The organism is Nocardia sp. CA-145437, from assembly GCF_050956485.1.
Taxonomy (GTDB): Bacteria; Actinomycetota; Actinomycetes; order Mycobacteriales; family Mycobacteriaceae; genus Nocardia.
Map to the genome: position 1 here is coordinate 5,450,126 of NZ_CP191204.1, position 25,931 is coordinate 5,476,056.

Annotated in this window: 15 protein-coding genes; 5 read left to right on the forward strand and 10 right to left on the reverse strand. The window is 70.4% G+C overall.

Annotated elements, in window-relative coordinates:
* Positions 1-14 precede the first annotated feature (14 nt).
* The 3 genes from ACQPYY_RS25415 to ACQPYY_RS25425 form a co-directional block, all read right to left on the reverse strand.
* A complete protein-coding gene (locus ACQPYY_RS25415) occupies positions 15-13,637 on the reverse strand; it encodes an amino acid adenylation domain-containing protein (RefSeq protein WP_433591261.1) in 13,623 nt (4,540 codons plus the stop codon).
* Positions 13,638-13,646: 9 nt separating this feature from the next.
* A complete protein-coding gene (locus ACQPYY_RS25420; protein ID WP_433591262.1) occupies positions 13,647-14,357 on the reverse strand; it encodes a DUF6875 domain-containing protein in 711 nt (236 codons plus the stop codon).
* A gap of 192 nt (positions 14,358-14,549) precedes the next feature.
* On the reverse strand, positions 14,550-15,941 hold the full coding sequence (locus ACQPYY_RS25425) for a glycine--tRNA ligase (RefSeq protein WP_379094968.1): 1,392 nt from the start codon (positions 15,939-15,941) through the stop codon (positions 14,550-14,552).
* 191 nt (positions 15,942-16,132) lie between these two features.
* Here ACQPYY_RS25425 and ACQPYY_RS25430 point away from each other — a divergent pair, with 191 nt between their 5' ends.
* The 4 genes from ACQPYY_RS25430 to ACQPYY_RS25445 all read left to right on the forward strand — a co-directional run bounded on the left by ACQPYY_RS25430 (position 16,133) and on the right by ACQPYY_RS25445 (position 18,597).
* Complete coding sequence (locus ACQPYY_RS25430; RefSeq protein ID WP_433591263.1) at positions 16,133-16,969, forward strand: hypothetical protein; 837 nt, start codon at positions 16,133-16,135, stop codon at positions 16,967-16,969.
* A gap of 80 nt (positions 16,970-17,049) precedes the next feature.
* Positions 17,050-17,445: an ArsR/SmtB family transcription factor gene (locus tag ACQPYY_RS25435; protein ID WP_213560109.1), complete on the forward strand. Its 396-nt coding sequence runs from the start codon at positions 17,050-17,052 to the stop codon at positions 17,443-17,445.
* A 3-nt stretch (positions 17,446-17,448) separates the two neighbouring features.
* Entirely contained in the window at positions 17,449-17,862 is a 414-nt protein-coding gene (locus ACQPYY_RS25440; protein ID WP_379094962.1) for a Fur family transcriptional regulator, read from the forward strand.
* 105 nt (positions 17,863-17,967) lie between these two features.
* Positions 17,968-18,597 (forward strand): TetR/AcrR family transcriptional regulator, encoded by a 630-nt coding sequence (locus ACQPYY_RS25445; protein ID WP_379094959.1) that lies wholly within the window; start codon positions 17,968-17,970, stop codon positions 18,595-18,597.
* A gap of 24 nt (positions 18,598-18,621) precedes the next feature.
* On the opposite strand, the gene ACQPYY_RS25450 is transcribed toward ACQPYY_RS25445, so the two are convergent.
* The 3 genes from ACQPYY_RS25450 to recO all read right to left on the reverse strand — a co-directional run bounded on the left by ACQPYY_RS25450 (position 18,622) and on the right by recO (position 20,715).
* Positions 18,622-19,029, reverse strand: coding sequence for a hypothetical protein (locus ACQPYY_RS25450; protein WP_379094956.1), 408 nt, complete (start codon positions 19,027-19,029; stop codon positions 18,622-18,624).
* A complete protein-coding gene (locus ACQPYY_RS25455; RefSeq protein ID WP_357086225.1) occupies positions 19,026-19,820 on the reverse strand; it encodes an isoprenyl transferase in 795 nt (264 codons plus the stop codon). Before ACQPYY_RS25455 ends, ACQPYY_RS25450 begins: the two co-directional genes overlap by 4 nt.
* A 121-nt stretch (positions 19,821-19,941) precedes the next feature.
* A complete protein-coding gene (gene recO, locus ACQPYY_RS25460) occupies positions 19,942-20,715 on the reverse strand; it encodes a DNA repair protein RecO (protein WP_357278594.1) in 774 nt (257 codons plus the stop codon).
* Positions 20,716-21,141: 426 nt separating this feature from the next.
* Here recO and ACQPYY_RS25465 point away from each other — a divergent pair, with 426 nt between their 5' ends.
* A complete protein-coding gene (locus ACQPYY_RS25465; protein WP_433591264.1) occupies positions 21,142-22,557 on the forward strand; it encodes an amidase in 1,416 nt (471 codons plus the stop codon).
* A gap of 65 nt (positions 22,558-22,622) precedes the next feature.
* Here the strand turns inward: ACQPYY_RS25465 and era are convergent, their stop codons facing one another.
* Genes era through ybeY form a run of 4 tightly spaced genes read right to left on the reverse strand, consistent with a single transcriptional unit; the run spans position 22,623 to position 25,910 of the window.
* Positions 22,623-23,576, reverse strand: a complete 954-nt coding sequence (gene era / locus ACQPYY_RS25470; protein ID WP_357086231.1) for a GTPase Era — start codon at positions 23,574-23,576, stop codon at positions 22,623-22,625.
* Positions 23,573-24,022, reverse strand: coding sequence for a cytidine deaminase (locus ACQPYY_RS25475; protein ID WP_433591265.1), 450 nt, complete (start codon positions 24,020-24,022; stop codon positions 23,573-23,575). The genes era and ACQPYY_RS25475 overlap by 4 nt, the downstream gene beginning before the upstream one ends.
* Positions 24,019-25,356, reverse strand: coding sequence for a hemolysin family protein (locus ACQPYY_RS25480; RefSeq protein WP_433591266.1), 1,338 nt, complete (start codon positions 25,354-25,356; stop codon positions 24,019-24,021). Before ACQPYY_RS25480 ends, ACQPYY_RS25475 begins: the two co-directional genes overlap by 4 nt.
* Positions 25,353-25,910 carry an rRNA maturation RNase YbeY gene (ybeY, locus tag ACQPYY_RS25485; protein ID WP_357004316.1) on the reverse strand — a complete coding sequence of 186 codons (558 nt, stop codon included), beginning with the start codon at positions 25,908-25,910 and terminating at the stop codon, positions 25,353-25,355. Before ybeY ends, ACQPYY_RS25480 begins: the two co-directional genes overlap by 4 nt.
* Between the last annotated feature and the right edge of the window lie 21 nt (positions 25,911-25,931).

Sequence of the window (25,931 nt, forward strand, 5' to 3'; positions counted from 1 at the left end):
GATCGCGGCCAGGATCAGCGGCTCAGATACGCCGCGACCAGGGGGCCGATCTCCTCCCACGCCTCCGGGGTGGTGAGCCGGTTGTGCCCGAATTCGACGGGGCGGTGGTCGATCCGGCCCGCGATGTAGGGCTGCCAGGTGCTGACGTTCGGGATGGGGTCCGGGTTGCCCGAGGCGGCGATGAACAGCAGGTCGCCGTCGAAGACCTCGTGCTCGTGGGCGGCGATCTGCCGCAGCAGATGACACATGTCCCCGTAGACGTTCTCCAGTTCGGTTGCGGAGAAACTGATTCCGGCCGACTCCAGCAGTTCGGCGGCGCGGTCGGCCGTGAGGTCGTCGAGTCCGGGCGGGATGTCGATGCCGCCGAATTCGGCCAGCAGCAGCGACAGCGGCGGAATGGCGGTGTCGTCACGTACGGCGACGTCGGCGCGGGAGTCGAGCATGATCAGCGAGGGCACCTCCGCACCCCGGCGGCGCAGTTCGACCGCGGTGGCGTGCGCCAGCGGACCGCCCGCCGAGTAGCCGAGCAGCTGGTAGGGACCCTCGGGCTGCACGCGAAGGATCTCCTCGGCATAGCGCACGGCCAGGTCGCGCACGGTGCGGTCGGTCGTCCCGCCGTCGGTCACACCCGGAGACTGGATGCCGTAGATGGGGTGCGCACCGTCGATGTGGCGGACCAATCCGCCGTAGCACCAGGCCAATCCGATGGCCGGATGCACACAGAACAGCGCGGCACCGTCACCCTGCGGGCGCATCGGCAGCAGCACCCCCATCGACTGCTCCACGCCCGGTTGCGCGGCGGCTTCGCCGAGGCGTCGCGCCAGCGCGGCGGGGGTGGGATCGAGGAACATCCACTGCAGCGCCATCGGAAGGCCGGTCGCCTCCCGCACCTGGGTGACGACGCGGACCGCGCCCATCGAGGTGCCGCCGACATCGAAGAAGTTGTCGTCCACGCCGACTCGCGGAGACTCCAGCACGGCTTCGAAAGCGGCGACGAGGATGCGTTCCTCCTCGGTTCGCGCGGCCCGATAGCCGCGATGGACCGGAGCCTGCGCCACCTGGCTCGGCTTCTCGTGGGGAGTCGCCGTCAGCGCCGGCAGCCCTGCCCCGGCCACCTCGATGGCGCCGACCGCCGCCAGGGGATCGGCTGTCATCGCGTCCAGGATCGCGAGGAAGCCGTCGACCATGGCCACGGCGGTGGAGCGGTCGAACAGGTCGGTGGCGAAGGTGAGGGAGGCGGTCATCCCCGCGGGCTCCTCCGCGGCGCCGAACTGTTCGGCCAGCATCCATTCGAGATCGAACTTGGAACCGGGCGCGGGCGCGTCCAGCGGGCGGACCGCCAAGCCCGGCAGCGCCGTTCGCTCGGTCCGCACGTTCTGGAAGGCCAGCAGCACCTGGAACAGCGGGTGACGGTCGGTGGAGCGGACCGGGGCCAGCGCCTCCACCAGTCGTTCGAACGGCAGGTCCAGATTGCCGTAGACGGCCAGGTCGGCGCGGCGGACCGCGTCGAGGGTGGCGGCGAATCCGGCGGCGGGATCGACCTGCGAGCGCAACACCACGGTGTTGACGAACATGCCCACGAGGTCATCGAATTCGCCGTCGCCGCGACCGGCGACCACCGAACCGAGCGCGATGTCCGGGTGACCGGACATCCGCGCCAGCAGCACCGCGAGGGCGGCGTGCACCACCATGAACGGGGTCGCGCCGTGGGCGCGGGACAGCTGCTGAACTCGGTCTTGAACGGTTGCGGGAACGGTGAATTCGATGCGATCGCCGGTACCGGACGGCAGGGTCGGGCGGGGGCGGTCGGTGGGCAGGGCGTGGACCTCGGGCAGACCGGCCAGGGTGGTGCGCCAGAATTCCAGCTGCCGACTCGCGAGGCTGCCGGGATCGCTCTCCGCGCCCAGCAGTTCGTGCTGCCACAGGGCGTAGTCGGCGTACTGCAGCGGCAGCGGCGTCCATTCGGGCGCGACGCCCGCGGTGCGAGCGGCGAACGCGTACACGACGTCTCGCGCCAAGGGGGCCATCGACCAGCCGTCGGCCGCGATGTGGTGGACCGCCATCGCCAGCACGGTGCGTTCCGGCCCGACGTGGAGGACACACACCCGCAGCGGGGTTTCGCGGGTGATGTCGAAGCCCCGCGACAGCTGGGTGATCAGCGCGGCGTGGATGCCGTCCGCGGTGACATCGAGTTCGGCGATCGGCGTGGAACCCGGGGTCGGCGGCAGAATCCGCTGGTCCGGAAGGCCGTCGGGCCCGGCCGGATAGATCGTCCGCAGCGTCTCGTGCCGGGCCACGACATCGTCGATCGCGGCGCGCAGCGCCGAGACATCGAGCGCGCCATCGATGTCGAAGGCGCCGGGAATGTTGTAGAGCGGCGAGCCCGGGTCGTACTGGTTGAGGAACCACATGCGCTGTTGTGCCGCCGACAACGGGATCCGCGCCGGGCGCGGGCGCGGTCCGGGACGCGGGCGGTCGGACGCGGCGCCCGCCGCCACGAGTGCGGCCAGCTCGGCCACGGTCGGGGCGTCGAAGAGCGCCCGCACCGGCACGGCGGCGTCCAGGGCGGCGCCCACCCGGGCCACGACCCGGGTGGCGATCAGCGAATTGCCGCCGAGCGCGAAGAAGTCGTCGTCGCGCCACACCCGATCGATGCCGAGCACTTCGGCGAAGGCCGCCGCCACCGCGGTCTCCACGGGCCCCTCGGGGGCCAGGTGAGCGCGGGCCTCCTGCCGCGGGGCGGGCAGGGCGTCCAGGTCCAGCTTGCCGTTGGCGGTGCGCGGCAGCTCCGGTAGCACCATGACCGCGGTGGGCACCATGTAGGACGGGAGTCGGTGCGCGGCAGCCTTCTTCAGTTCGGCCGGCACCGGCTCGGCTCCGGGTGCGGCGACCACGTAGGCGGCCAGCAGGCCGCCGTGGCCGTCGTCGCGCACCACCGCGACCGCCCGCGCGACCGACGGGTCGGCGGTCATGGCCGCCTCGACGTCGCCGAGTTCGATGCGCAGGCCGCGCAGTTTGACCTGGGTGTCGGTGCGGCCCAGGTACTCCAGGTTCCCGGCGCGGCGGCGCACCAGGTCGCCGGTGCGGTACATGCGCTCCCCCGGCACGCCGTGCGGGTCGGCGACGAAGCGGGCGGCGGTCAGGTCGTAGCGGCCGAAGTACCCGCGGGCCAGCGGGATTCCGGCCAGATACAGTTCGCCGACCACGCCGTCGGGGACCGGTCGCAGCCGCTCGTCCAGGACGAGGGCGCGCACGCCGGGCGCGGGGATGCCGATGGTGACCGGCTCACCGGAGCGCACGGCCCCGCCGACGGCCCACACGGTCGCCTCGGTCGGGCCGTAGTCGTTGAAGTGACCGCGACCCTCGGCGGCCCATGCCGTCACCAGCTCGGGCGGGCAGGGCTCGCCGCCGGTGACGATCAGGCGCAGGTCGTCCAGGCCCGCGGGGTCCACGGTGGCCAGGGCCGAGGGCGTGAGGGCGATGTGCGAGACGCGTTCGCGGGACAGCAGTTCCCCGAGTTCGAGTCCGGCGAAGACGGTGGGCGGCGCCACGACCAGGGTGGCGGCCGCGCCGACGGCCATGAGCAGCTCCACGACCGAGGCGTCGAAACTGGGCGAGGCGACGTGCAGGACGCGGGAATCGCGGGTGATCTCGTCCCGCTCCCGCTGGGCGGCAGCCAGATTCGCGAGACCCGCGTGGGACACCACCACGCCCTTGGGCGCGCCGGTCGATCCCGAGGTGAAGATCACGTACGCGGGATTGGCGGTGTTCCTGGGGATTCCGGCGAGTTCGGGCGGGTTGTCGTCGGCGTCGGGCTCGTCCAGGCACCACCAGTGCACGCCGCCGGGCAGGCGGGGGCGCTGGTCGGTGACGGTGAGACCGAGGCGCACCCCGGACACGTCGATGATGCGGGCGATGCGATCGGGCGGGTACGCCGGGTCCACGGGGACGAAGGCCGCGCCGGTGCGAGCGACGGCCCAGACCGCCACCACCGATTCGATGGAGCGCGGAATACCCACGGCCACCAGTGTTTCCGGGCGGGCGCCTGCGGCCGCGAGTCGTCGGGCCACCTGGTCGGCGCGGGCATCGAGTTCGCGGTAGGTCAGGCTCCGGCCGCCGCAGACCACGGCGATGCCGTCCGGATTGGCGGCGACGGCGTCGGCCATGATCTCGGCCAGGGTGCGCGGGGGCGTCACCGGGGCGCGGCCGCCGCCGAGCCGGTCCCGCTCCGCCGGGGTGAGCAGGTCCAGATCGCCGACCGGGCGCGGGGATTCGGTCGTGATCTCACCCAGCAGGTGGACCAACCGGTCGGTGAAATCGGTCATGGTGGCGGCGTCGAACAGGTCCGTGGCGTAGCAGCAGCGCAGCTCCAAGCCGTCGGTATCGCCGATCACGGTCAGGCTCAGGTCGAATCGGCTGTTGGTCTGCGGCAGTTCGAGCGGGGCCACGGTCAGGTCGGGCAGCCGCAGTTCGGGCATGGGCAGGTTCTGGAACACCAGCATGACCTGGACCACGGGGTGGCGGGCCTCCGAGCGGGCCGGGGACAGCACCTCGACGAGCCGCTCGAAGGGCACGTCGGCGTGCTCGAACGCCGCCAGATCGGTGTCGCGCACGCGATCCAGCAGGGCTCCGAAACCCTCGGCGGGCCGGACGTCGGTGCGCAGGACCAGCGTGTTCACGAACATGCCGACCAGGTCGTCGAGTTCGCGCACGCCACGGCCCGCCACCGGGGTGCCGACCACGACATCGGCGGTCCCGCCGAGCCGGGCCAGCAGCACGGCCAGGGCCGCGTGCACCACCATGAACGGCGTCGCCCGATGCTCCCGGGCGTACCGGTCGATCGCGTCGCTCACGGTGCGGTCCACGCGCGCGGTGTGTTCGGCCGCCTGATGCGAGGCGCGGGCCGGGCGCGGACGGTCGGTCGGCAGCTCCAGATGATCCGGCACCCCGGCCAGCGTGTCCGACCAGTAGGCGACCTGCCGGGCGGCCGATGAGCGGGCATCCTCCTCATCGCCCAGCCGATCCCGCTGCCACAGGGTGTAATCCGCGTACTGCACCGGCAGCGGCTCCCAGGTGGGGACTTCACCGGCCGCGCGGGTCGCGTAGGCGGCGGCCACATCCCGGGTCAGCGGCGCCATCGAGAATCCGTCGGTCGCGATGTGGTGGGCGACGAGGACGACGACGTGGTCGTTCACGTCACCGGCGGAGGCGTCGATCCGGAACACGCGAACGCGCAGTGGGACAGCGGCAGTGACGTCGAACCCGTCGCCGATGGTTTCCGCGACCACCGTGGGCAGCGCGTCCGGGGTCACCGGAATCGGCTCGAGGTCGAGGGGGACCTCGCCGGCGTCGAGGACGTGCTGCATGCCGACGCCGTCGATGTCGGGGTAGACGGTACGCAGGGTTTCGTGGCGGTCCAGGACGTCGTGGAGTGCGGCGCGCAGAGCGGCATGGTCCAGGCGGCCCGTCAGGCGCAGGGCCACCGGCACGTTATAGGCCGGGGACGCCGGGTCGAAGCGGTTCACGAACCACATGCGCTGCTGCGCCGGGGAGAGGGGAACCAGGGCTGGGCGCTCGGCCCGGGTCAGAGCCGGTGCGGCGGTGTCGGATTCGGTAGCGGTCAGGCGGTCGGCGAGCTCGGCGACCACCGGGGCCTCGAACAGCAGCCGGACGGGGACCGTGCGGTCCAGGTGCGCGGCCAGGCGGGCGGCGACGCGGGTCGCGATGAGCGAATCGCCGCCGAGGGCGAAGAAGTCGTCGCGGGCGCCGACGCGGTCCAAGCCCAGCACCTCGGCGAAAGTCGCGGCGACGGTCGACGCCGTACCCGTCGGCTCGACGTATTCCGCCTGGACCAGTGACGGTTCCGGGAGGGCACGCGCGTCAACCTTGCCGGACACGGTGCGAGGCAGCTCCGGGAGCACCTGCAGGGTCGCGGGCACGAGATAACGCGGCAGCCGGTTCGCCGCCCACGCCAGCAGGTCGGGGACCGGGACCGGGGCGTCGAGGGTGACATACGAGCACAATGTCATCGCCCCGGCCGGATTCCTGCGGGCCACCGTCACCGCGGCCTCCACCTGCGGATGCGTCAGCAGGACGGCATCGACCTCACCCGGCTCCACCCGGATCCCGCGGATCTTGATCTGGAAGTCGGTGCGCCCCGCGTACTCGAAACCCGTTGTGGTGCAGCGCATCAGGTCGCCAGTACGGTACATGCGCTGACCGGCCGCGAACGGGTCGGCGACGAACCGGCTCGCGGACAGCGCAGCGCGGCTCGCATAGCCACGCGCCAACCCGGGGCCACGCACATACAACTCGCCCACCGAGCCGATCGGCACCGGGCGCAGCCACCCGTCGAGCACCTGCAACGTCGTTCCGGGCACCGGCGTGCCCACCAGGGCGGATGTCTCGGGCGTCATCGCGTCGCCGAAGCTCGCGGCCACGGTGGTTTCGGCCGGTCCATACGAATTCACCAGTGCGCGACCGGCACCCAACCGGGTGACGAGGGCGGGCGGGCAGACCTCGCCGCCCATGACGACGCTTCCGATCCCGTCCAGGTCGGCGGCGTCGAGCGTGCCGAGCACGCTCGGTGTGCAGACCAGGTGGGTGGCGGCGCCCGCGCGGATCGCCGCGGCCAGTTCGGCTCCGGCGCTCGCCTCCGGCGGCGCGACGACCAGCGTCGCCCCGGCCGCGAACGCGGACATCCACACCAGCATCGCGGCATCGAAAGCCGGGTTCACGCAATGCAGGACACGCGCATCGGCGGTGATCCCGCCGCGCGCCATCGTGGCTGCCACCATGTCGGCGAGCCCGGCATGCGAGACCACGACACCCTTCGGCGTGCCCGTGGAACCGGAGGTGAACACGACATAGGCCGCGTGCTCCGGACGCAAGGGCGCGGCGCGATCCGCATCGGTGACCGCCTCGCCGGACAGCGCGGCGCACTCGGCGGCGAACCGCGCATCGTCGATCCGCAGCCACTCCACCTCGCCGGGCAGCTCGGCGCCCGCCCCGTCCGATTCCCGGACCGCACCGGTAACTCCCAGTACCGCACCACATTCCGCGGCGATCGCGCTCGTCCGCGCGACGGGCTGGGTGATGTCCACCGGGACGAACGCCGCACCGGTCTTCGCGATCGCCCACACCGCGACCATGGACTCGATCGACCGGGGCAGGGCGACCAGCACGGTCCGCTCCGGCCCGGCTCCTTCCGCGATCATCCTGCGCGCCAATTGATTCGCCGCCGCCTCCAGTTGGCCGTAGGTGAGTTCGTGGACGTTCCGGCCGAGCCGAGCGTCCACCAACCGACCCGTACCCGTCGCGTCGGACTCCACGGCACGGGGTGCGGCGGCATCCACTCCGGCATCGGCGGGCGCGGTGCCGTCCACTCCGGCATCCACGGGCGCGGTGCCGTCCACTCCCGTAGCCACGGGCGCTGCATCGTCCACCCCGGCGGCGAGCGGGGAGGCATCGCGGATCGCGACCGCGTGCGGGGACGCGCCGGAACCCAAGAGGTCCGGTAGCAGGCGAGGCGTGCTCGCGGGCCGGCCGTGGCGGATCGCGGCATCGGCCTCCGGGGCCGCGCCGGTGACCGTGGCGATGCGGTGGGTCGACCGTCCGGTCAGCGCGACGAGGAGGCGGGACAGGGATTCGGCGAGCGAATCGGCTTGGTCGGCATCGAAATAGCGAGGCGAGCGGGTGAGCTCGAGGCGGAGTCCGTCATTGGCGTAGGCGGCCAGCGAGAGCGGGTAGTGGGTGCCGTCCTGGGCGCGCAGGTTGGTGACGGCGAGGTCGGCATGGCGCGTGGCGGCGGCCAGGGTGGCCGCGTCGACCGGGTAGGACTCGAACACGGTGGCGGTGTCGAAGAGCTGACCGAGTCCGGTGGCGGCGTGGATCTCGTCCAAGCCCAGGTGCTGGTGTTCGGCCAGGGCGGCCTGTTCGTGCTGGACGCGGGTGAGCAGGTCGGCGATGGATTCGGCCGGGTTCAGAGTGATCCGGACCGGGACGGTGTTCACCAGCATGCCGACCATGCGGTCGGAGCCGGGGAGTTCCGGCGGGCGGCCGGACACCGTGGCGCCGAAGACGATGTCGGTGGCTCCGGTCCGCTCGGCCAGCAGCAGCGCCCACGCGGCCTGGACCAGCGTGTTGACCGTGACCTGGCAGGCGGCGGCGGTGCGGCGCAGGGCGTCGGGCAGGCCCGCGGGAAGCGGAACCTCGTGGGCGACCGGCGCGGTCGCGGCCGCGGCGCGCGGGGCGGTGGGTGCGATCAAGGTGGGACCGTCGAGACCCGCCAAGGCCCGCGTCCACGCGGTGCGCGCTCGTTCGGCGGGGCGGGCGGCCAGCCATTCGAGGTGGGTGCGGAAGGGGACCGGGGTCGCGAAACCCGCGTCGTCACCCGAGGTTTCGTAGAGGCCGATGAGTTCCGCGAACAGCAGCGGCATGGACCAGCCGTCGAGAATCAGGTGATGGTTGGTGATGACCAGCCGGAACCGGCGCTCGCCCGCCGCGATGCACAGGAAGCGGATGAGCGGCGGGCGGTCCACCGCGAAGGGGACGCGCAGTTCGGCCGCGGCGAGAGCGTCGAGCTCCTCGGGGGTCGCGCCGATCGCCTCGCGATACTCGCACGGCACCGGCACCTCGGCCGGGATCACCTGTACGGCGCCGATATCCGAGTCGATGAACCCCGCGCGGAGCACGTCGTGGCGGCGGACCAGGGCTTCGGCGGCGGCTCGCAGCCGGTCCGGATCGAGGTCGGCTTCCACGTCGATGATCGCCTGCACCGAATAGCCGTCCGAGCGGCCCTCGGCCAAGTGGGCCTGGAACAGCAGGCCGCGCTGCAACGGCGTCAGCGGCCAGGCATCGGCGAGATGGCCGAGAGCCTGTTCCCAAGCGTCGATTTCGGGCTGCGAGACCTTCAGCAGGGGTAGGTCAGCGGGGGTCAGACCACCGGCATCGGGCCGCCGGAGCAGCTCGGCGATCTCGCGGATAGCCGAAAGCCATTCGCGCGACAGCGTTTCCACGTCCTCGGCGGCGATCGCATCGGAGGCGTACTGCCACATCGCGCGAATCCGCGGCCCCGCCGCCGACTCCAGGGTGACGGCATCCACCGACAGCACCGCCGCCAGCGGCATGGACGGGTCGGCGTGCCCGCCCAGCCGGTCGCCGACCGCGATCGGCAGCCAGTCGCCCTCGAGCTCGATATCGGGGATCTGGCCCAGGTAGTTGAAACCGAGCTGCGGCTCCGGGAAGGCGGCGAGCTCGGACGCGGTCTCGGGATTCAGATAGCGCAGCAGGCCGTAGCCGAGGCCACTGCGCGGCACGGCACGCAGCTGCTCCTTGACGTTCTTCAGCACCGATTCCACCGCGTCGGAGCCCGAATCACCGTTCATGGCAACGGGTCCCAGCCGGACCGGCACCTGCGCGGTGAACCAGCCGACCGTCCGCGACAGGTCCGCTCCCGCGACAGCGGTCTCGTCACGGCCGTGGCGCTCGACCATGACCACGGTGCTCGCGGCCCCGGTCTCGCCGCGCCCGGCACGCCGGCGCGCGAGCGCCATGGTCAAGGCGGCCAGCAGGGCGTCCTCGACCCCGCACCGATAGGTTCCGGCGAGCCGGGTGACCAGAATCGACGAGACGTCCTCCGGCACTTCCAGATCGACGCGGGCGGCGGTGCGGTGGGTGTCCACCGCCGGGTCCAGCGCGCGCGATCCGATCGGAGCGGCCTCGGCCAGGACGTCGCGCCAGTACGCGAGTTCTCGCCTCGGCCACGGCAGGTCCACCACCGCACCGTCCGGGTGGTCCGCGCCGCCGGTATCGGCGTTCGCGACCGCGGCCAGCGCGGACGACCACGTGCGCATCGACGTTCCCGTCTCGCGTAGTTCCGGCCGGGTACCGGAGACGGCCTGCGCCCAAGCGGACATCAAGTCGGGCAGCAGGATTCGCCACGACACCGCGTCACAGGCCAGGTGGTGGACGGCGATCGCCAGCCGTCCCGAGCGGCCCGCGCCCGCGTCCAGCCAGGTCAGGGCGAGCATCGACCCCGAGCGCGGATCCAGGCGGTTGACGGCCGACGCCAAGGCGCGATCGATCGCGGCGGCGGTGATCACGACCTCGGCTTCCGGCTCGCCGACTCCGTCGCCCGCGACGCCCCGCACCGCGGCACAGTCGATTCGGGTCAGCAGGTTCGCCGCGTCGACGGTCTCCGGTGGGGCGACATCCAATCGCAGCCCGTCATCGGTGCGGACGACGCGGGCCCGCAGCATGTCGTGGCGGTCGAGCACCGCCTGCACGGCGGCGAGCACCATCGCGGGTTGGGCCCCGACCGGGACCTGGACCACCATCGACTGCGCGAAATGCCGCCAGCCGGGACGACTCAACAGCCAGGACGCGACCGGTGTCAGCGGCAGCCGGCCGACGCCGCCGCCCGGAAGTTCGGCGAGCCGCTCGTGGCGATCCTCCAGATGCGTGACCACGGCGGCCAGACCCGCCGGAGTGCGATGCTCGAAGACCTCGCGGGCGGAGAAGACCAGACCCGCCGCGCGGGCGCGCGAGACCAGGGTGATGGCCATGATCGAGTCGCCGCCCAAGGCGAAGAACGAGGTGCCCGGGCCGACCCCGGGGATGCCGAGGACCTCGGCGAACAGGGTGCACAGTGCGCGTTCGGTCTCGGTGGCCGCCGCCCCGGCATCGATCGGTTGCGCCACAACGGGTTCCGGGAGCGCGCGCCGATCCACCTTGCCGTTGGCGGTGAGCGGCAGCGCGCCCAGCACGGTGACGGTCGCGGGCACCATGTACGGCGGCAGCCGGTGCGTGGCGTGGTCCAGCAGCTCGGCCTCGGTGATCGCGTGCCCGGCGTGCGGCACCACGTACGCGGCCAGCACGGTGCCACCGCCGGCGCCCGGACGCGCCACGGTCACCGCGATCTCCACCCCGGCGTGCGCGTTCAGGGCGGCGTCGATCTCCCCCAGCTCGACCCGCATACCGCGCAACTTGACCTGGAAGTCACCACGACCCACGTACTCGAGCACGCCGTGCTCGGTCCAGCGCACCAGATCTCCGGTGCGGTACATACGCGCCCCGGCCGCACCGTCCGGCGCGGGCAGGAACCGTTCCGCGGTCAGACCGGGACGGCCCGCGTACCCGCGCGCCACCCCCGGACCGCTCACGTACAGCTCCCCCGCCACGCCGATCGGCACCGGGCGCAGCCAGCGGTCCAGCACCAGCATCCCCGCGCCCGGAATCGGATCGCCGAGACCGGACTGGACGCCCGCGACCAGGCCACCGGTGTAGGTGACCGCCACCGTGGTCTCGCTGGGCCCGTACGAATTCAGCAGATCCCGCCCGGCCCCGAAGCGCGCCACGATATCCGGCGGCGTCGGCTCACCGCCCGAGGACACCGCGCGCACACCGTCGAGCGCGTTCGACTCCAGCGTGGACAGCACCGCGGGGGTGGAACACACCTGCGTGATGCCGTAATCCCGGACCAGTCCGGCCAATTCGGCGCCGAGCACCGGATCCGGTTCGGCCACCACCAGCGTCGCGCCCGCGGCGAACGCCATCAGCCACTCCAGCACCGCCGCGTCGAAGCTCGGGTTCAAGCACTGGAGGACACGGGAACCCGGATCCACCCGGTACGCGGACACGATGGCCGCGGCCAGACCGGCCAGACCGGAGTGGGTCACCACCACGCCCTTCGGCACGCCCGTCGACCCGGAGGTGAAGACCAGGTAGGCCGGATTCTCGACCCGGGGACGGCCACGAAGCTCGTGGTCGGTCAACGGCAGATCCGACAGCGCGGCGTCGTCGGAGGCCGCGCCACCGCCTCGCACGAGATCATCCAGGGCGATCCACGGCATCGAATCCGGCAGTTTCGCAGACGATTCCGTAAAGGCGAGACCGACCGTCGCGCCCGCTTCGGCGGCGATATCGGCCAGCCGGGCCGCGGGCAGGGCCGTGCCCACGGGCACGAACGCCGCACCGGTCTTGGCCACCGCCCACAAGGCGACCACCGCCTCGATCGAGCGCGGCAGGGCGAGCAGGACCGTCGACTCCGGGCCCAGAACGGGCGCGTCCGAGCCGGACCCGGCGGCGCGCGATATCCGGCGCGCCAGCCGATTCGAGAGCGCGTCCAACTCGCCGTATGTCAGTCGCCGATCGGCGGCCATGACCGCGATCGCGTCGGGCCCCGCCCGATGCAGACCGGCGGCCAGGATCTCCGGCAGCAGCCGCGGTTCGGGTGCGGTCATCCCGTGCGCGCCCGCCAGCAGCGGCTTCTCGTCCGCCACCGTGTAATCCAGCGCGGCCACGGGAGTCCCGGCCTCCGCCGACAGCAGCGAATCCAGCAGCGCCAGGAACCGGCGGTGATGCCGGGCCAGCGAATCCTCGTCGTACAACCGCGGATTCGCCGCGAAGTCGACATGGATCGGCGCACCCGCCCCGTGCTGATAGAAGTTGACGAACAGGTCCTCGATCGGCCCCGACGTCACCACGTGCAGGCTCGATTCGACGCCCTCGAAATCGATCCCGGCCGGGAACAACATGATGTTGATGACCGGCCCGGTCATCCCCCGCCCGAACTCGGCCTGGCGTCCCCCGTCATTCCCGGCCGCGGCCCGGTCGCCGTCCTCCTCTCGCGAACCGTCCTGGCGCATGTCCTCGTGGCGGAAGCGTTGGTGGCGTAGGGCTCCCGACGCCGCGACCCGGACCGCGTCCAGGACCTCGCCGACCCGCCCGGTGCGCGGCACCGGCACGCGCAGCGGCACCACATTGGCGATCATGCCGCCCGAACGCCGCAGGACCGCGGTGGTGCGGCCGGAGACCGGCAGGCTCAGGACCACGTCCTCCGTCGCGGTCAGGCGGGCGTAGTAGAGCGCGACCGCCGCCATGACCACGGTCGCCGAGCTGGTGTCGAAGCGGCGGGCGGCGGCTTCCAGCCGGGCGGCGGTGCCGTCACCGAGCTGGGCGCGGGCCTCACGTCCCAGCGCACACGCCGGGGCGGTGGCCGCGACCAGGCTGCAACGGTCGGGCATGCCCGCGGTGGCCTCGCGCCAGTAGTGCTCGTCGGTGACGTACCGGGAGGACTCCCGGTACGCCATCTCCGCCTCGTGCACTGCCAACAGCGAGGCCGCGGTGCCGGGAGGCGCCGATTGCCCGCGCACCGCGGCGTTGTACAGCTCGGCGACCCGATACAGCATGGTCACCGAACCGAATCCATCGATGAGAAGGTGGTGAGCTCTGGTGTACCACAGGTGATGGGACTCCCCGACCCGGATCACCGTTGATACCCCGGCGTTCACACCGAACAGGTCGATCGGCCGCGCCACGTCGGCACGCATCCACTCCAGCGCCTCGGCGACCGGATCGGTGCGATCGGTGAGATCCAGGAACCCGATCTCGCGCTCCATCCCGGCGTCGACCACCTGACACGGCTGGTCCCCGGCCTCGACGAACCGCAGGACACCCGAACCGAACTCACGGCCCGCCAGCACCGCCACCCGCCGCAGCGTCTCGACCTCGAGTGGCCCGCGCATCTCGATGTACTGGGCCTCCGACAACGGCACGGCCGGATCCAGCTGCTGGGCGTAGAACATCCCCAGCTGCGCCGGGGATAGCGGGAAGGTGTGGCCGGAAACTCGCGTCATGCTTACCGCCTAACTGCTGGTCGAGAAGGATTCATCGGTCGGCGCCACCTCGTAGGCGGGCACCTGGGAGGCGTGCCGGGAAGTCAAGCGACTCACCATGACCGAGCGCACGTGCGTGGGCAGCGTCGGCGCGAACTTGCGCACATAGGCGTCCGCCCATTCGGGGTCGTCGAGCAGGAACGGGAAGTCGGTGGTCATCATGGCGCGCACCACCAGCATCGGCATCGGCGCGTCCAGGGGCCGAAACTCCTTGTTCCACAGGCCCGGTTGATCACAGCCCGGATAGAATTGCCCGAGCATCGAGCCGCGCTCCACGAATTTGGTCTTGAATTCCTCATGGATCTCGTCGATCAAGGAATAGTCGGTCAAATTCGGGAATACCGTGATCAATGCGCGCAGCACCGATGAGGAACTACCGTTCCCCGTGGGCAGTTCCGGATACAGCTCCAGGGCGTCGCGAATGATCGCGCGCACCCACATCGGCCGCGGTTCCGCCGCCGGCACCTGCGCCAGCCACAGCAGATCCCGCCGCATCGACGGCCGGACGTACGGACAAACCGGCCCGTCACGGCCCAGTTCGTCACTGGGTTGGGTCAGCATGGAATCCGCCCAGGACCGGAACGCCGCCACCGTCGGCCGGGCGGCCGGGCAGGTTGATCCGATGTCCCCCAAAGGGACCCACTGTAGCCCCGAGCGGGGGCCGGTAACACGCTCGCTCATGACTCACCTCGGCTGATCGAGCTTCGGCAGGAGAAGGCGCCGTTGCCCACATACTCAAATAGTGGCCCGGTCATGAGCCGTTAACACGAGTAGTGGGTTACCCAATTTATCTATGACACTCCGAATTTCGCCGAGGAGAAAATAAAGAAAAGACCGGTCAGGCATTGACCGGTCTTTTCTGTGGGACTGGGATCAGGCGCCGATGAGGCGCGCGGCCAGGTAGCCCTCTACCTGATCCAGGGCCACCCGCTCCTGGGCCATCGAGTCACGTTCACGCACCGTGACGGCGTGGTCCTCGAGCGTGTCGAAGTCGACCGTGATGCAGAACGGGGTGCCGATCTCGTCCTGGCGACGGTAGCGGCGGCCGATGGCGCCGGCATCGTCGAAGTCCACGTTCCAGTTCCGGCGCAACTGCGCGGCCAGGTCCTTGGCCTTCGGCGACAGGTCCGCGTTGCGCGACAACGGCAGTACCGCCGCCTTGACCGGAGCGAGCCGCGGATCCAGGCGCAGCGTGGTGCGATCCTCCACGCCGCCCTTGGCGGTCGGCACCTGCTCGACGTGGTACGCGTCGACCAGGAACGCCATCAGCGAACGGGTCAGACCGGCCGCGGGCTCGATGACGAAGGGGGTGTAGCGCTCACCGGTCTGCTGGTCGAAGTAGACCAGCTCCTTGCCCGAGTGCTCCGAATGCGTCTTCAGGTCGAAGTCGGTGCGGTTGGCGACACCCTCGAGCTCGCCCCACTCGCTGCCCGCGAAGCGGAAGCGGTACTCGATGTCCACCGTGCGGGTGGAGTAGTGGGACAGCTTCTCCTTCGGATGCTCGAACAGCCGCAGGTTCTCCGGGTCGATACCGAGGTCGGTGTACCAGGCCATGCGGGTGTCGATCCAGTACTGGTGCCACTGCTCGTCCTCGCCCGGCTTGACGAAGAACTCCATCTCCATCTGCTCGAACTCGCGGGTGCGGAAGATGAAGTTGCCCGGGGTGATCTCGTTGCGGAACGACTTGCCGATCTGTGCGATGCCGAACGGCGGCTTCTTGCGCGCGGTGGTGGCGACATTGTCGTAGTTGACGAAGATGCCCTGCGCGGTCTCCGGACGCAGGTAGTGCATGCCCTCTTCGGACTCGACCGGGCCCAGGTAGGTCTTCAGCATCATGTTGAAGTCCTTGGGCTCGGTCCACTTGCCCACGGTGCCGCAATCCGGGCACACGATGAGCTCCATGGACACCGAGTCCGGGTCGTCGAGCTTGTTCTTCTCGGCGTACGCCTCCTGCAGGTGGTCCTGCCGGTGCCGCTTGTGGCAGTTGAGGCATTCCACCAGCGGGTCGTTGAACACCGCGACGTGACCCGAGGCCACCCACACCTGACGCGGCAGGATGATCGAGGAGTCCAGACCGACGACGTCGTCGCGGCTGGTCACCATGGACCGCCACCACTGCCGCTTGATGTTCTCCTTGAGCTCCACGCCCAGCGGACCGTAATCCCAGGCCGACCTCGTTCCGCCGTAGATCTCACCGCTCGGGTACACGAGACCCCGACGCTTGGCGAGATTGGCGACGGTGTCCACCTTCGACTTGGGTGCCACTGAACAGTTCTCCATCCGTGTCCGGAAGATTGCAAAGGATTAGGTCCAGACTATCTGCCGCGAGCAACCCACTTTGCACCCACTGCCCCCACAAGCAGGGGATGCAGCCCTGATCACAACCGGCCATATTGGAACGAGGACACTGGTCGGCACGCGGGGGTGCGCGATCCACAACAGCACAGGGGTGGGCCATGCGAACGTATGGGAGCAAGTACACGGTGGCGCTCGCGATCGTGGCGGTGACACTGCTCGGCAGCGCCGTTCTGCTCAATCGTATCCAGGCCCGCCCGGCGGACGATGCGGGTTCGACGATCGCCACGACCGCGCCCGTGGACCTGGGCCACCCGTTCGCCAACACCCCGACCGCCACCTGGTCCGAAGGCGCGGCCGGAATCCAGCCGCCCGCCGCCGCCCCGATCGGGCGCTACTCGGCCGCGACCGTGACCGCGGCCACCGATCGCGTCAAACAGTTGATCGTCGCCGCCCGGCTGGATCAGCACGTCCTCGAAACCCAGGACGCCGAACCGGTGCTGGCCCTGCTGGCCACCCACCAGGTCGAGGACATCCGGCCGAAACTGAAGTCCGGGAACGCGGCGGACACCTGGTGGCTGACCGAGAAGCTGGCACCCGGATATCGGCTGCTGCCGGTCTCGCCGCGGGTCGAAGGGTCCATGACGGTGGGGCTGAACAGCAAGGGCGAGTTGGCGATTCGCACCGATTACTCGGTGGCGTACGCGTTCACGCCGCCGGACCGCACCGGGTACGGGGCCTTCGACATCGTCGCGATGGTGCGGCGGGTGGTCGAGTACGACTGGGTCGAGGACCCGGCCTACGACGGCGGATCGCAGGGGATGTGGATCGGCGACGTCCAGGGCTTCGCGTATCCGGTCAACTGCTTCCTGGGGAAGAAGGGCTATCTGGCCCCCAACTACGGCAATCCGCCGTCGTTCGGCGGCGCGCCGGACAAGCATCGGCCCGAGTACTACTTCGATCGGTCGATGCCGATGCCCCAGGACGGCAACTGCTGAGGCGACGCGCCGACTTCATGTTTGACATGCGTACCCGTGCATATAAGAATGGCATCGGTTTCCAATAAGGAGTTGGTTCGATGACCACGGACAGCGGCGCGCCCCTGCGGCGCTCGCACGTCGCGACCGAGGCTCCGGCCGCGATCCCCCACGACGAGTATCCGTACCGGTCGCCGCAGCCGCCGGTGGTGCCGTCACGCACCATTCTCGACTCCGCCGGGGAACTGCTGCGCGCCCTCGCGGCGCCGGTGCGCATCGCCATCGTGCTGCAACTGCGGGAGTCGCCGCGCTGTGTGCACGAGCTCGTCGATACCCTCGGAGTGACCCAGCCGCTGATCAGTCAGCACCTGCGGATCCTGAAGTCCGCGGGCGTGGTGCGTGGTGAGCGCACCGGGCGCGAGGTCATCTACGAGCTGGTCGACGAGCATCTCGCGCACATCGTCATCGACGCGGTCGCGCACGCAGAGGAAGGGTGACCCGTGGGAACAACCGAGAAGACGGTCGGAGTTCGCAGCACCCGTCAGCGCAGCGCCATCGCCGCACTGCTGGCCGACATCGACGAATTCCGCTCCGCGCAGGAACTGCACGACGAACTCCGCAAACGCGGTGAGGGCATCGGCCTGACCACGGTCTACCGGACCCTGCAATCACTGGCCGACGCCGGCATGGTCGACGTGCTGCGCACCGACACCGGCGAATCGGTGTACCGGCAGTGCTCGAGCGGACACCACCATCACCTGGTCTGCCGCCGCTGCGGCAGCACCGTCGAGGTGGAGGGACCGACCGTGGAAGCGTGGGCCGACTCGATCGCCGCCGAGCACGGATTCACCGATATCAGCCACACCATGGAAATTTTCGGCACCTGCCGCGAATGCTGCGCCGCGAAGGGCTGACCAGCCGGAATCCCGCGTGGCCCACACAAATTCGCAACAGATGGGACAGGGCTGACATGGCAGTGTCAGCTTGTTGAGAACGGATATTCGTTTTAATTTGGGCGCATGCCCAGAGTCAGCGATGCACACCTGGAACGCCGCAGACAACAGATTCTCGACGCCGCACAGACCTGCTTCGCCCGCACAGGCCTGCACGCCACCACCATGCAGGACGTCTTCGCCGAATCCGGGCTCTCCGCCGGAGCGGTCTACCGCTACTTCAAATCCAAGAACGACATCATCGAGGCCCTCGCCACCGAAGCCACCGTCGACCTGCGCGCCACCCTCAGCGAAGCCGTCTACAGCGACCCGCTACCCACGCCGCCCGCACTGGTCCGGCTGATGAGCGAGGACATCGTCAAGCTCAGCGCCCCCGGCGGGCCCGTGCGGGTCATCCCCCAGTCCTGGGCGCTGGCCCTCACCGACGCCAATATCGCCGATTACGTGCGCACCAATATTCTCGGCTTCCGCCGCCTGTGGTTCGACTACGCCAACCGCATGCGCGACGCGGGCTGGTTCCCCCCGGACGCCGACACCGACGCCATCGCCAAGATCTTCCTCGGGCTGCTGCCCGGGATCATCCTGCAGCACCTCATTCTCGGCGACGCCGATCCCGACACCTTCGCGCGCGGCATCACCGAGATCCTGCCCGGCTATCGCGACGCCGCCGGGGAACCCGAAACCGCCCGGGCCTGAACCGATCCCGGGCGGCGAGCCCCGTCAGGGCAGCAGGCCCTGGCGGGCGCGGCCCGCGCCGGACAGCGTCAACAGCAGCAGGGTGGCCAGCGGCTCGTCCTCCAGCCCGGCGGCCGGGAAGGTGTAGCGCAGGATCACGTCCGCCAGCTTGTCGCGCGACACCACGGTCAGCGTGCCGAACTGGAGCGCGGCATTGCGCTCGGCGACCCGCTTGTGCAGCTGCGGCTTCACCGGGCGGTCCCAGGCCAGAATGCACATGAGCGCCAGCACATCCAGGCCCGGCGACAGGTTGACCCCGCGCAGCGAGCACAGCGCGCCCTCGTATTCGAAACCGAGGGCGCCCTCCTCCTCGCGAACCTCCACGCCGTAGCGCAGCAGCAGGGCGCGGGCGCGGTCCTGCAGCGCCTCCGCGGGAGTGAGCTGATCGGTCACTTCACACCTCCGAAACGGCGGTCGCGCTTGGCGTACTCCAGGCAGGCGTCCCAGAGATTGCGGCGATCGAAATCAGGGAAAAGCGTTTCCTGGAACACGAATTCGGCGTACGCGGCCTGCCAGATCAGGAAGTTGGAGCTGCGCAGCTCACCGGACGGGCGCAGGAACAGGTCCACGTCCGGCATATCGGGCTCGTCCAGGTACTGGGCGACGGTGGCTTCGGTGACCTTCTCCGGATCCAGCTCCCCCGCGGCCACCCGGCGCGCGATTTCCCGTGCGGCGTCGGCGATCTCGGCGCGGCCGCCGTAGTTGACGCACATGGTCAGGGTCATCACCGTATTGTCCTTGGTGAGCTCCTGCGCGACTTCCAATTCCTTGATCACGCTGCGCCACAGGCGCGGTCGCCGCCCGGCCCACCGCACCCGCACACCCATCTCGTGCATCTCGTCGCGGCGGCGGCGGATCACATCGCGGTTGAAGCCCATCAGGAAGCGGACCTCGTCCGGGCTGCGCCGCCAGTTCTCGGTGGAGAACGCGTACGCCGACAGCCACTTCACACCCATCTCGATGCAGCCCTCGACGGTGTCCATGAGCACCGCCTCGCCGCGCTCGTGTCCCGCAGTGCGCGGCAGCCCGCGCTCCTGCGCCCACCGCCCGTTCCCGTCCATCACCAGCGCCACATGCCTGGGCACGAACTCCGCCGGAATCGCCGGCGGCTTCGCCCCCGACGGATGCGGCGACGGCGGCCGCACAACACGCTGCTCAGTCGATGACTTCCGGTTCCCGATCACGCCCCCATCCTGCCCGACGCGCCGGAGCGCCGGACGCCGCCCACTGGATTCACACCGGACCTCCACACCACCGACACTCGTTCCGCGAATTCCGGCGCCGGACCGGCGGGTGGTCGACCGGTCAGCCGATGGCGGCTTCGGTCCGGTCGACGGCCTCGTGAGGGCGGGTGCGCTCGATGAGCGGGAGGGTGCGGAGCTGACGCTCCAGATGCCATTGCAGGTGCGCGGCGATGAGGCCGCTGGCCTGGCGGCGCATGGCGTCGGTGACGGCGTCGACGCCGGACCAGTCGCCGCGCTCGAGGGCGCTCATGTGGTCGAGGACGCCGAGCATCGGGGTGGCCGCGCCGGGCGGGCGGCAGTGCACGCAGACCGCGCCGCCGGCGGCCACGTGGAAGGCCCGGTGCGGGCCGGGGGTGGCGCAGCGGGCGCAGTCGTCCAGTGCGGGAGCCCAGCCCGCGAAACCCATGGCGCGCAACAGGAACGCGTCGAGGATCAGTTCGTGCGGGCGATGACCCAGGGCGATGGCGCGCAGGGCGCCCGCGGTGAGGGTGTGCAGGCGAGCGGCGGGTGCGCCCTCCTCGCCCGCGAGGCGTTCGGCGGTTTCGAGGACCGCGCACGCGGTGGTGTAGCGGCCGTAGTCGGCGACGATGTCGGCGGCGAAGGTCTCGACCGTGTGCACCTGGGTGACGGTGTCGAGATTGCGGCCGGGATGGAGCTGGATGTCGACGTAGGCGAACGGTTCCAGGCGGGCGCCGAACTTGGAGCGCGTGCGCCGCACACCCCGGGCTACCGCGCGCACCAGACCGTGCTGGCGGGTCAGGAGCGTGACGATACGGTCCGCCTCGCCCAGCTTGTGCTGGCGCAACACCACCGCATGATCCCGATACAACCGCACCGCAACAGTCTCGCACGCGGGACCGACCGGGCGGTGACGAGTCGCGGCGTGTAGCGCGGCGGGGCGCGGTTAGAAGTTCGTTGGCCCGCGATTGGCGACTGAAACCAGGCTGAAACCCGCAAGGCAGAGCATTCGGACGCACCCATCGGAGGACTCCATGACGCGCCAGACTCCCGCCGCCGGATCCCGCTGGGCGGCCGTGCCGTCCGCGCCCCGATCGCTGCGCGCCGCCCGGCGGATGGTCGCGGCGACCCATATCTGTACTGCCGTCCGGCCCTGGAGGGGTGGGCCGGACGGCGGTACGCCCTCGAACGATCGGCGCGGGGATAGGTAGGGCCGGAGGTCGTCTTTCACAACCGCCACCTGTTGGACGTGTGACCAAAGTCGCGCTATGTTACTCCCGAGTACAAACGAGACGGGATTCACATGACTTTGGCGTCTGTCGGCGAACTGGGCCTGACGGAACTCGCGGCGGCCCTGGCGGCGGGCACGATCACATCGGTCGAGGCGACCACGGCCGTACTCGATCGCATCGAGGCCAGCCAGGGGGCATTGAACGCCTTCCGGATCGTGCGCCGGGCCGAGGCCCTCGCCGAGGCCGCCGAGGCGGACCGCAAACTCGCCGCCGGACAACGGGAACCGCTGCTCGGGGTGCCGCTCGCCATCAAGGACGACACCGACCTGACCGGCACGCCAACGGCTTTCGGCTGCGGCGGTGACTTCCCCGCCGCGACCGAGGACGCCGAAGCGGTGCGCCGATTGCGCGCGGCGGGCGCGGTGATCGTCGGCAAGACCAATACCTGTGAGCTCGGCCAGCTCCCGTTCACCAGCGGAGACGCCTTCGGCCACACCACGAATCCGTGGAGCGCGGGCCACACCCCCGGCGGTTCGTCGGGTGGTTCCGCGGCGGCGGTCGCGGCCGGATTGGTCCCCGCCGCACTGGGTTCCGACGGCGCCGGCTCGGTGCGGATCCCCGCCGCCTGGAACAACCTGTTCGGCATCAAGCCCCAGCGCGGTCGCATCTCGACCTGGCCGCTGCCCGAAGCCTTCCACGGGCTCACCGTGAACGGCCCGCTCGCCCGCACCGTCGCCGACGCCGCGCTGCTGCTCGACGCCGCCGCCGGCCCGCACCCCGGCGACCTGCACACCCCGCCCGCGCTGCGCGTCTCCGACGCGGTCGGCCGGGATCCGGGCCGCCTGCGCATCGCGCTCTCGCTGCGAATCCCGTTCACCGCCACCAAGACCGCGCTCGATCGCGAGGTCGAGGCCGGTGTGCACGCCACCGCCGCGACCCTGCGCCGTCTCGGCCACCAGGTCACCATCGCCGACGTGCACTACGGCGTGCTGATGGGCGCGACCTTCCTGCCGCGGTCCATGGTCGGCATCCGCGAGGCCCTCGACCGGCTGCCCGGTGCGCAGGTCGACCCGCGCACCCACCACAACGCCACCGTCGGCCGCCTGCTGTCCCCGCTACTGTTCGCCGCCCGCGCCGCGGAACCGTTGCTGCGCAAGCAGACCGGCCGCATCTTCGACGACTTCGACCTGGTGCTGGCCCCCACCACCGCCACCCCGCCCCCGGGTGTCCGCGAGATCGACGGCATCGGCTCCTGGGCCACCGACGAACTCATCACCGCCGCCTGCCCCTACACCTGGCCGTGGAACGTGCTGGGCTGGCCGGCGGTCAACATCCCCTCCGGTTTCACCGGGGACGGGCTCCCGGTCGGCTCCCAGCTGATGGGCCCCGCCAACTCCGAGGAACTCCTGGTTTCGGTCGCGGCCCAGCTGGAATCGGAACTCCAGTGGTACAAGGCCCGCCCGACCCCGTGGTGGCCGCAGTCCTAGAAACGACGAATGGCACACCGGCGAGGGAACATTCCCTCACCGGTGTGCCATTCGCATGACGCGGGTCAGAAGCCGAGCTTGCCCAGCTGCTTCGGGTCGCGCTGCCAGTCCTTGGCCACCTTCACGTGCAGGTGCAGGTAGATGCGGGTGCCGAGGATGTGCTCGATCTGCTTGCGGGCGTTGGTGCCGACCTCTTTGAGGCGGGCGCCGCCCTTGCCGATGATGATGGCCTTCTGGCTGGGGCGCTCCACGTACAGCAGGGCGTGCACATCGAGCATGCCCTCCGCGGAGCGACGGCCGTCGGTCTCGGTGTCGTCGTTCTCCTCGCGTTCGAGGACCTCCTCGATGACCACCGCGAGCGAGTGCGGGAGCTCGTCGCGCACGCCCTCCAGCGCGGCCTCGCGAATGAGCTCGGCCATCAGGACTTCCTCGGGCTCGTCGGTGAGCTCGCCGTCCGGGTAGAAGGCCGGGCCCTCGGGCATCTGCGAGGCGATGACGTCGATGAGCACCTCGACCTGTTCGCCCTTGACCGCGGACACCGGAACCACCTCGGCCTCGGGACCCAGCAGCTGGGAGACCGCCATCAACTGGTGCGCGACCTGGTCGCGGCTCACCTTGTCGATCTTGGTGACCACACCCAGCAGGGTGGTCTTGGGCGCCATGGTCTTGATCTGCTCGACGATCCAGCGGTCACCGGGACCGATCTTCTCGTCCGCCGGAATGCAGACCGCGATCACGTCGACTTCCGAATACGTATCGCGCACCAGGTCGTTGAGCCGCTGCCCGAGCAGGGTGCGCGGCCGGTGCAGACCGGGGGTGTCGACCAGGATCAGCTGCGCGTGGTCGCGGTGCACGATGCCGCGGATGGTGTGCCGGGTGGTCTGCGGCCGCGAGGAGGTGATGGCGATCTTCTGCCCCACCATGGCATTGGTCAGCGTGGACTTGCCGGTGTTCGGCCGCCCCACGAAACACACGAAGCCGGAACGGAATTCGCCCTTGCCGTCGCCCTTGCCGCTCATTCGAAGACCTCCGATTCGGTGTCCAGGTCGAAACCCGCCGGGACCTGACGCGCACCCGCGGCATCGTCCTCGGGGCGTTGCGCCGCGATGGGGTTCTCCACGCCGTAGTGGTCGTCGGCGTCCAGCACGTCGAACACCGCGCCCTTGACGTCGCTGAAAATGATTCGCGCCGTGGGCGATACCTCACGCACCGCCGCGACACCGGGATCGGACAGCTTGCCCGCCACCACCACGGCCGCCTCGAAACCGGTCGCGCCGCTGGAGATCGCGGCCGCCACCGCGGCCTGCAGGGCGGTCAGCGGGAGCGCGGTCAGCTCCACCGTCCCGGCCGCGTAGGTGCGGCCGTCGGTGTCGCGCACGGCCGCGCCGCCGCGGCCGCCGGTGCGGCCCATCGCGCCGCGGGCGAGCACCCGCAGCTTGCCGTCCTCGGCGTCGAGCTCAATCATCGGCGTTCATCTCGGTCATCGGCCTCTCCATCGTCGTGTGCGCCGCCCGGTTCCTGTTCCGCCGGTTCGGTTCTCGTCTTCTCCTGGGCCCTGCGCACCACCACCGTGTGGATCCGCATGCGGCCGCGCGCGTCGGCCCCGCCCTCCCCCTTCAATTGCAAGCCCTGGACGACGGCCTTGGAGCCGGGCAGCGGGACGCGGCCCAGGGCGTGCGCGAGCAGGCCGCCGACGGTGTCGACGTCCTCCTCCTCGATCTCGATGTCGAACAGCTCGCCCAGGTCGTCGACGGGCAGCCGGGCCGAGACCCGGAACTTGCCGGCGCCGATCTGCTCGATCGGCGCGATCTCGTCCTTGTCGTACTCGTCGGCGATCTCGCCCACGATCTCCTCGAGAATGTCCTCGATGGTGACCAGGCCCGCGATGCCGCCGTACTCGTCGACCAGCACCGCCATGTGGTTGCGGTGGCGCTGCATCTCGTCGAGCAGCGCGTCGAGGGGCTTGGAGTCGGGGATGAAGACGGCGGGCCGCATGACCTGGCGCACCTTCACCTTCCGGCTCCGATCCGCGTACGGGACAAGGTCTTTCAGGTAGACGACGCCGAGAATGTCGTCGACGTTCTCCCCGATCACCGGAATCCGCGAATGCCCCGACCGCACCGCCAGCGACATGGCCTGCGCCGCGGTCTTGTCCGCCTCGATCCACACCATCTCGGTGCGCGGCACCATGACCTCTCGCGCCGGGGTGGAATCGAGTTCGAACACCGACTGGATCATGCGCGCCTCGTCGGCGTCCACCACGCCGCGCTCACCCGCCAGATCCACCACTTCGCGCAGTTCGATCTCGGAGGCGAAGGGGCCGTTGCGGAATCCCTTACCGGGGGTGATCGCATTACCGATCAGGATCAGCAGGCGGCTGATCGGGCCGAGCAGCGAGCCGATGGCCTGCAAGGGCAGCGACGCGCCCAGCGCCAGCGAGTAGGCGTGCTGACGGCCCAGCGTACGCGGGCCGACACCGATCACCACGTAGTCGACGAGCACCATGACCGCCGCGGTGATCAGCAGCGCGGGCGCCTCGCCCAGCGAGTCCAGGAGCACGGCCGCCAGCAACACCGTTGCGGTGATCTCGCACGTAAGGCGCAGCAGCACCATGAGATTCACATACCGCGGCCGATCCGCGATGATGCGCGCCAGCCGCGCCGCCCCGGTCCGCTCCGCGCGCACCAGATCCTCGACGCGCGCGGGCGAAATGGTGTTCAGCGCCGAATCCAGCGCCGCGAACACCCCGCCGGCCGGGACCAGGACGATCGCCAGCAGCAGCAGAACGAATGAATTCACGCCGGGCCCAGCGGATCACCGGTGGTGTCGGTGAATCCGGTCTTGCCCAGCAGCCGCTGGTCGCGCTCGGCCAGCTCGGCGCGGCGCATCTCCTGGCGCACGTTCTCGTACCAGCCCTCCAGCAGGGAGGCCTGCAACGCGAACATCTCCTTCTCCTCCTCCGGCTCGGCGTGGTCGTAGCCGAGGAGGTGCAGGACGCCGTGCACGGTCAGCAGCGCCAGCTCGTGATCCATGGAGTGCCCGGCCTTCTCGGCCTGCTGGGCCGCGAACTCCGGGCAGAGCACGATGTCGCCGAGCATGGAGGGGCCGGGCTCGGCGGCATCGGGCCGCCCGCCCGGCTCCAGCTCGTCCATGGGGAACGACATGACGTCGGTCGGACCCGGTAGGTCCATCCAGCGCATGTGCAGATCCGCCATGGTGTCGAGATCGACCAGCACCATCGACAGCTCGGCCGCCGGATGGACGTCCATCTGACCGATGACGAACCGCGCGACACTGACCAGTTCTTCTTCGGATACCTCGATACCCGATTCGTTGGCGATCTCGATACTCACCCGATCAGCGTAGTGGTCGAG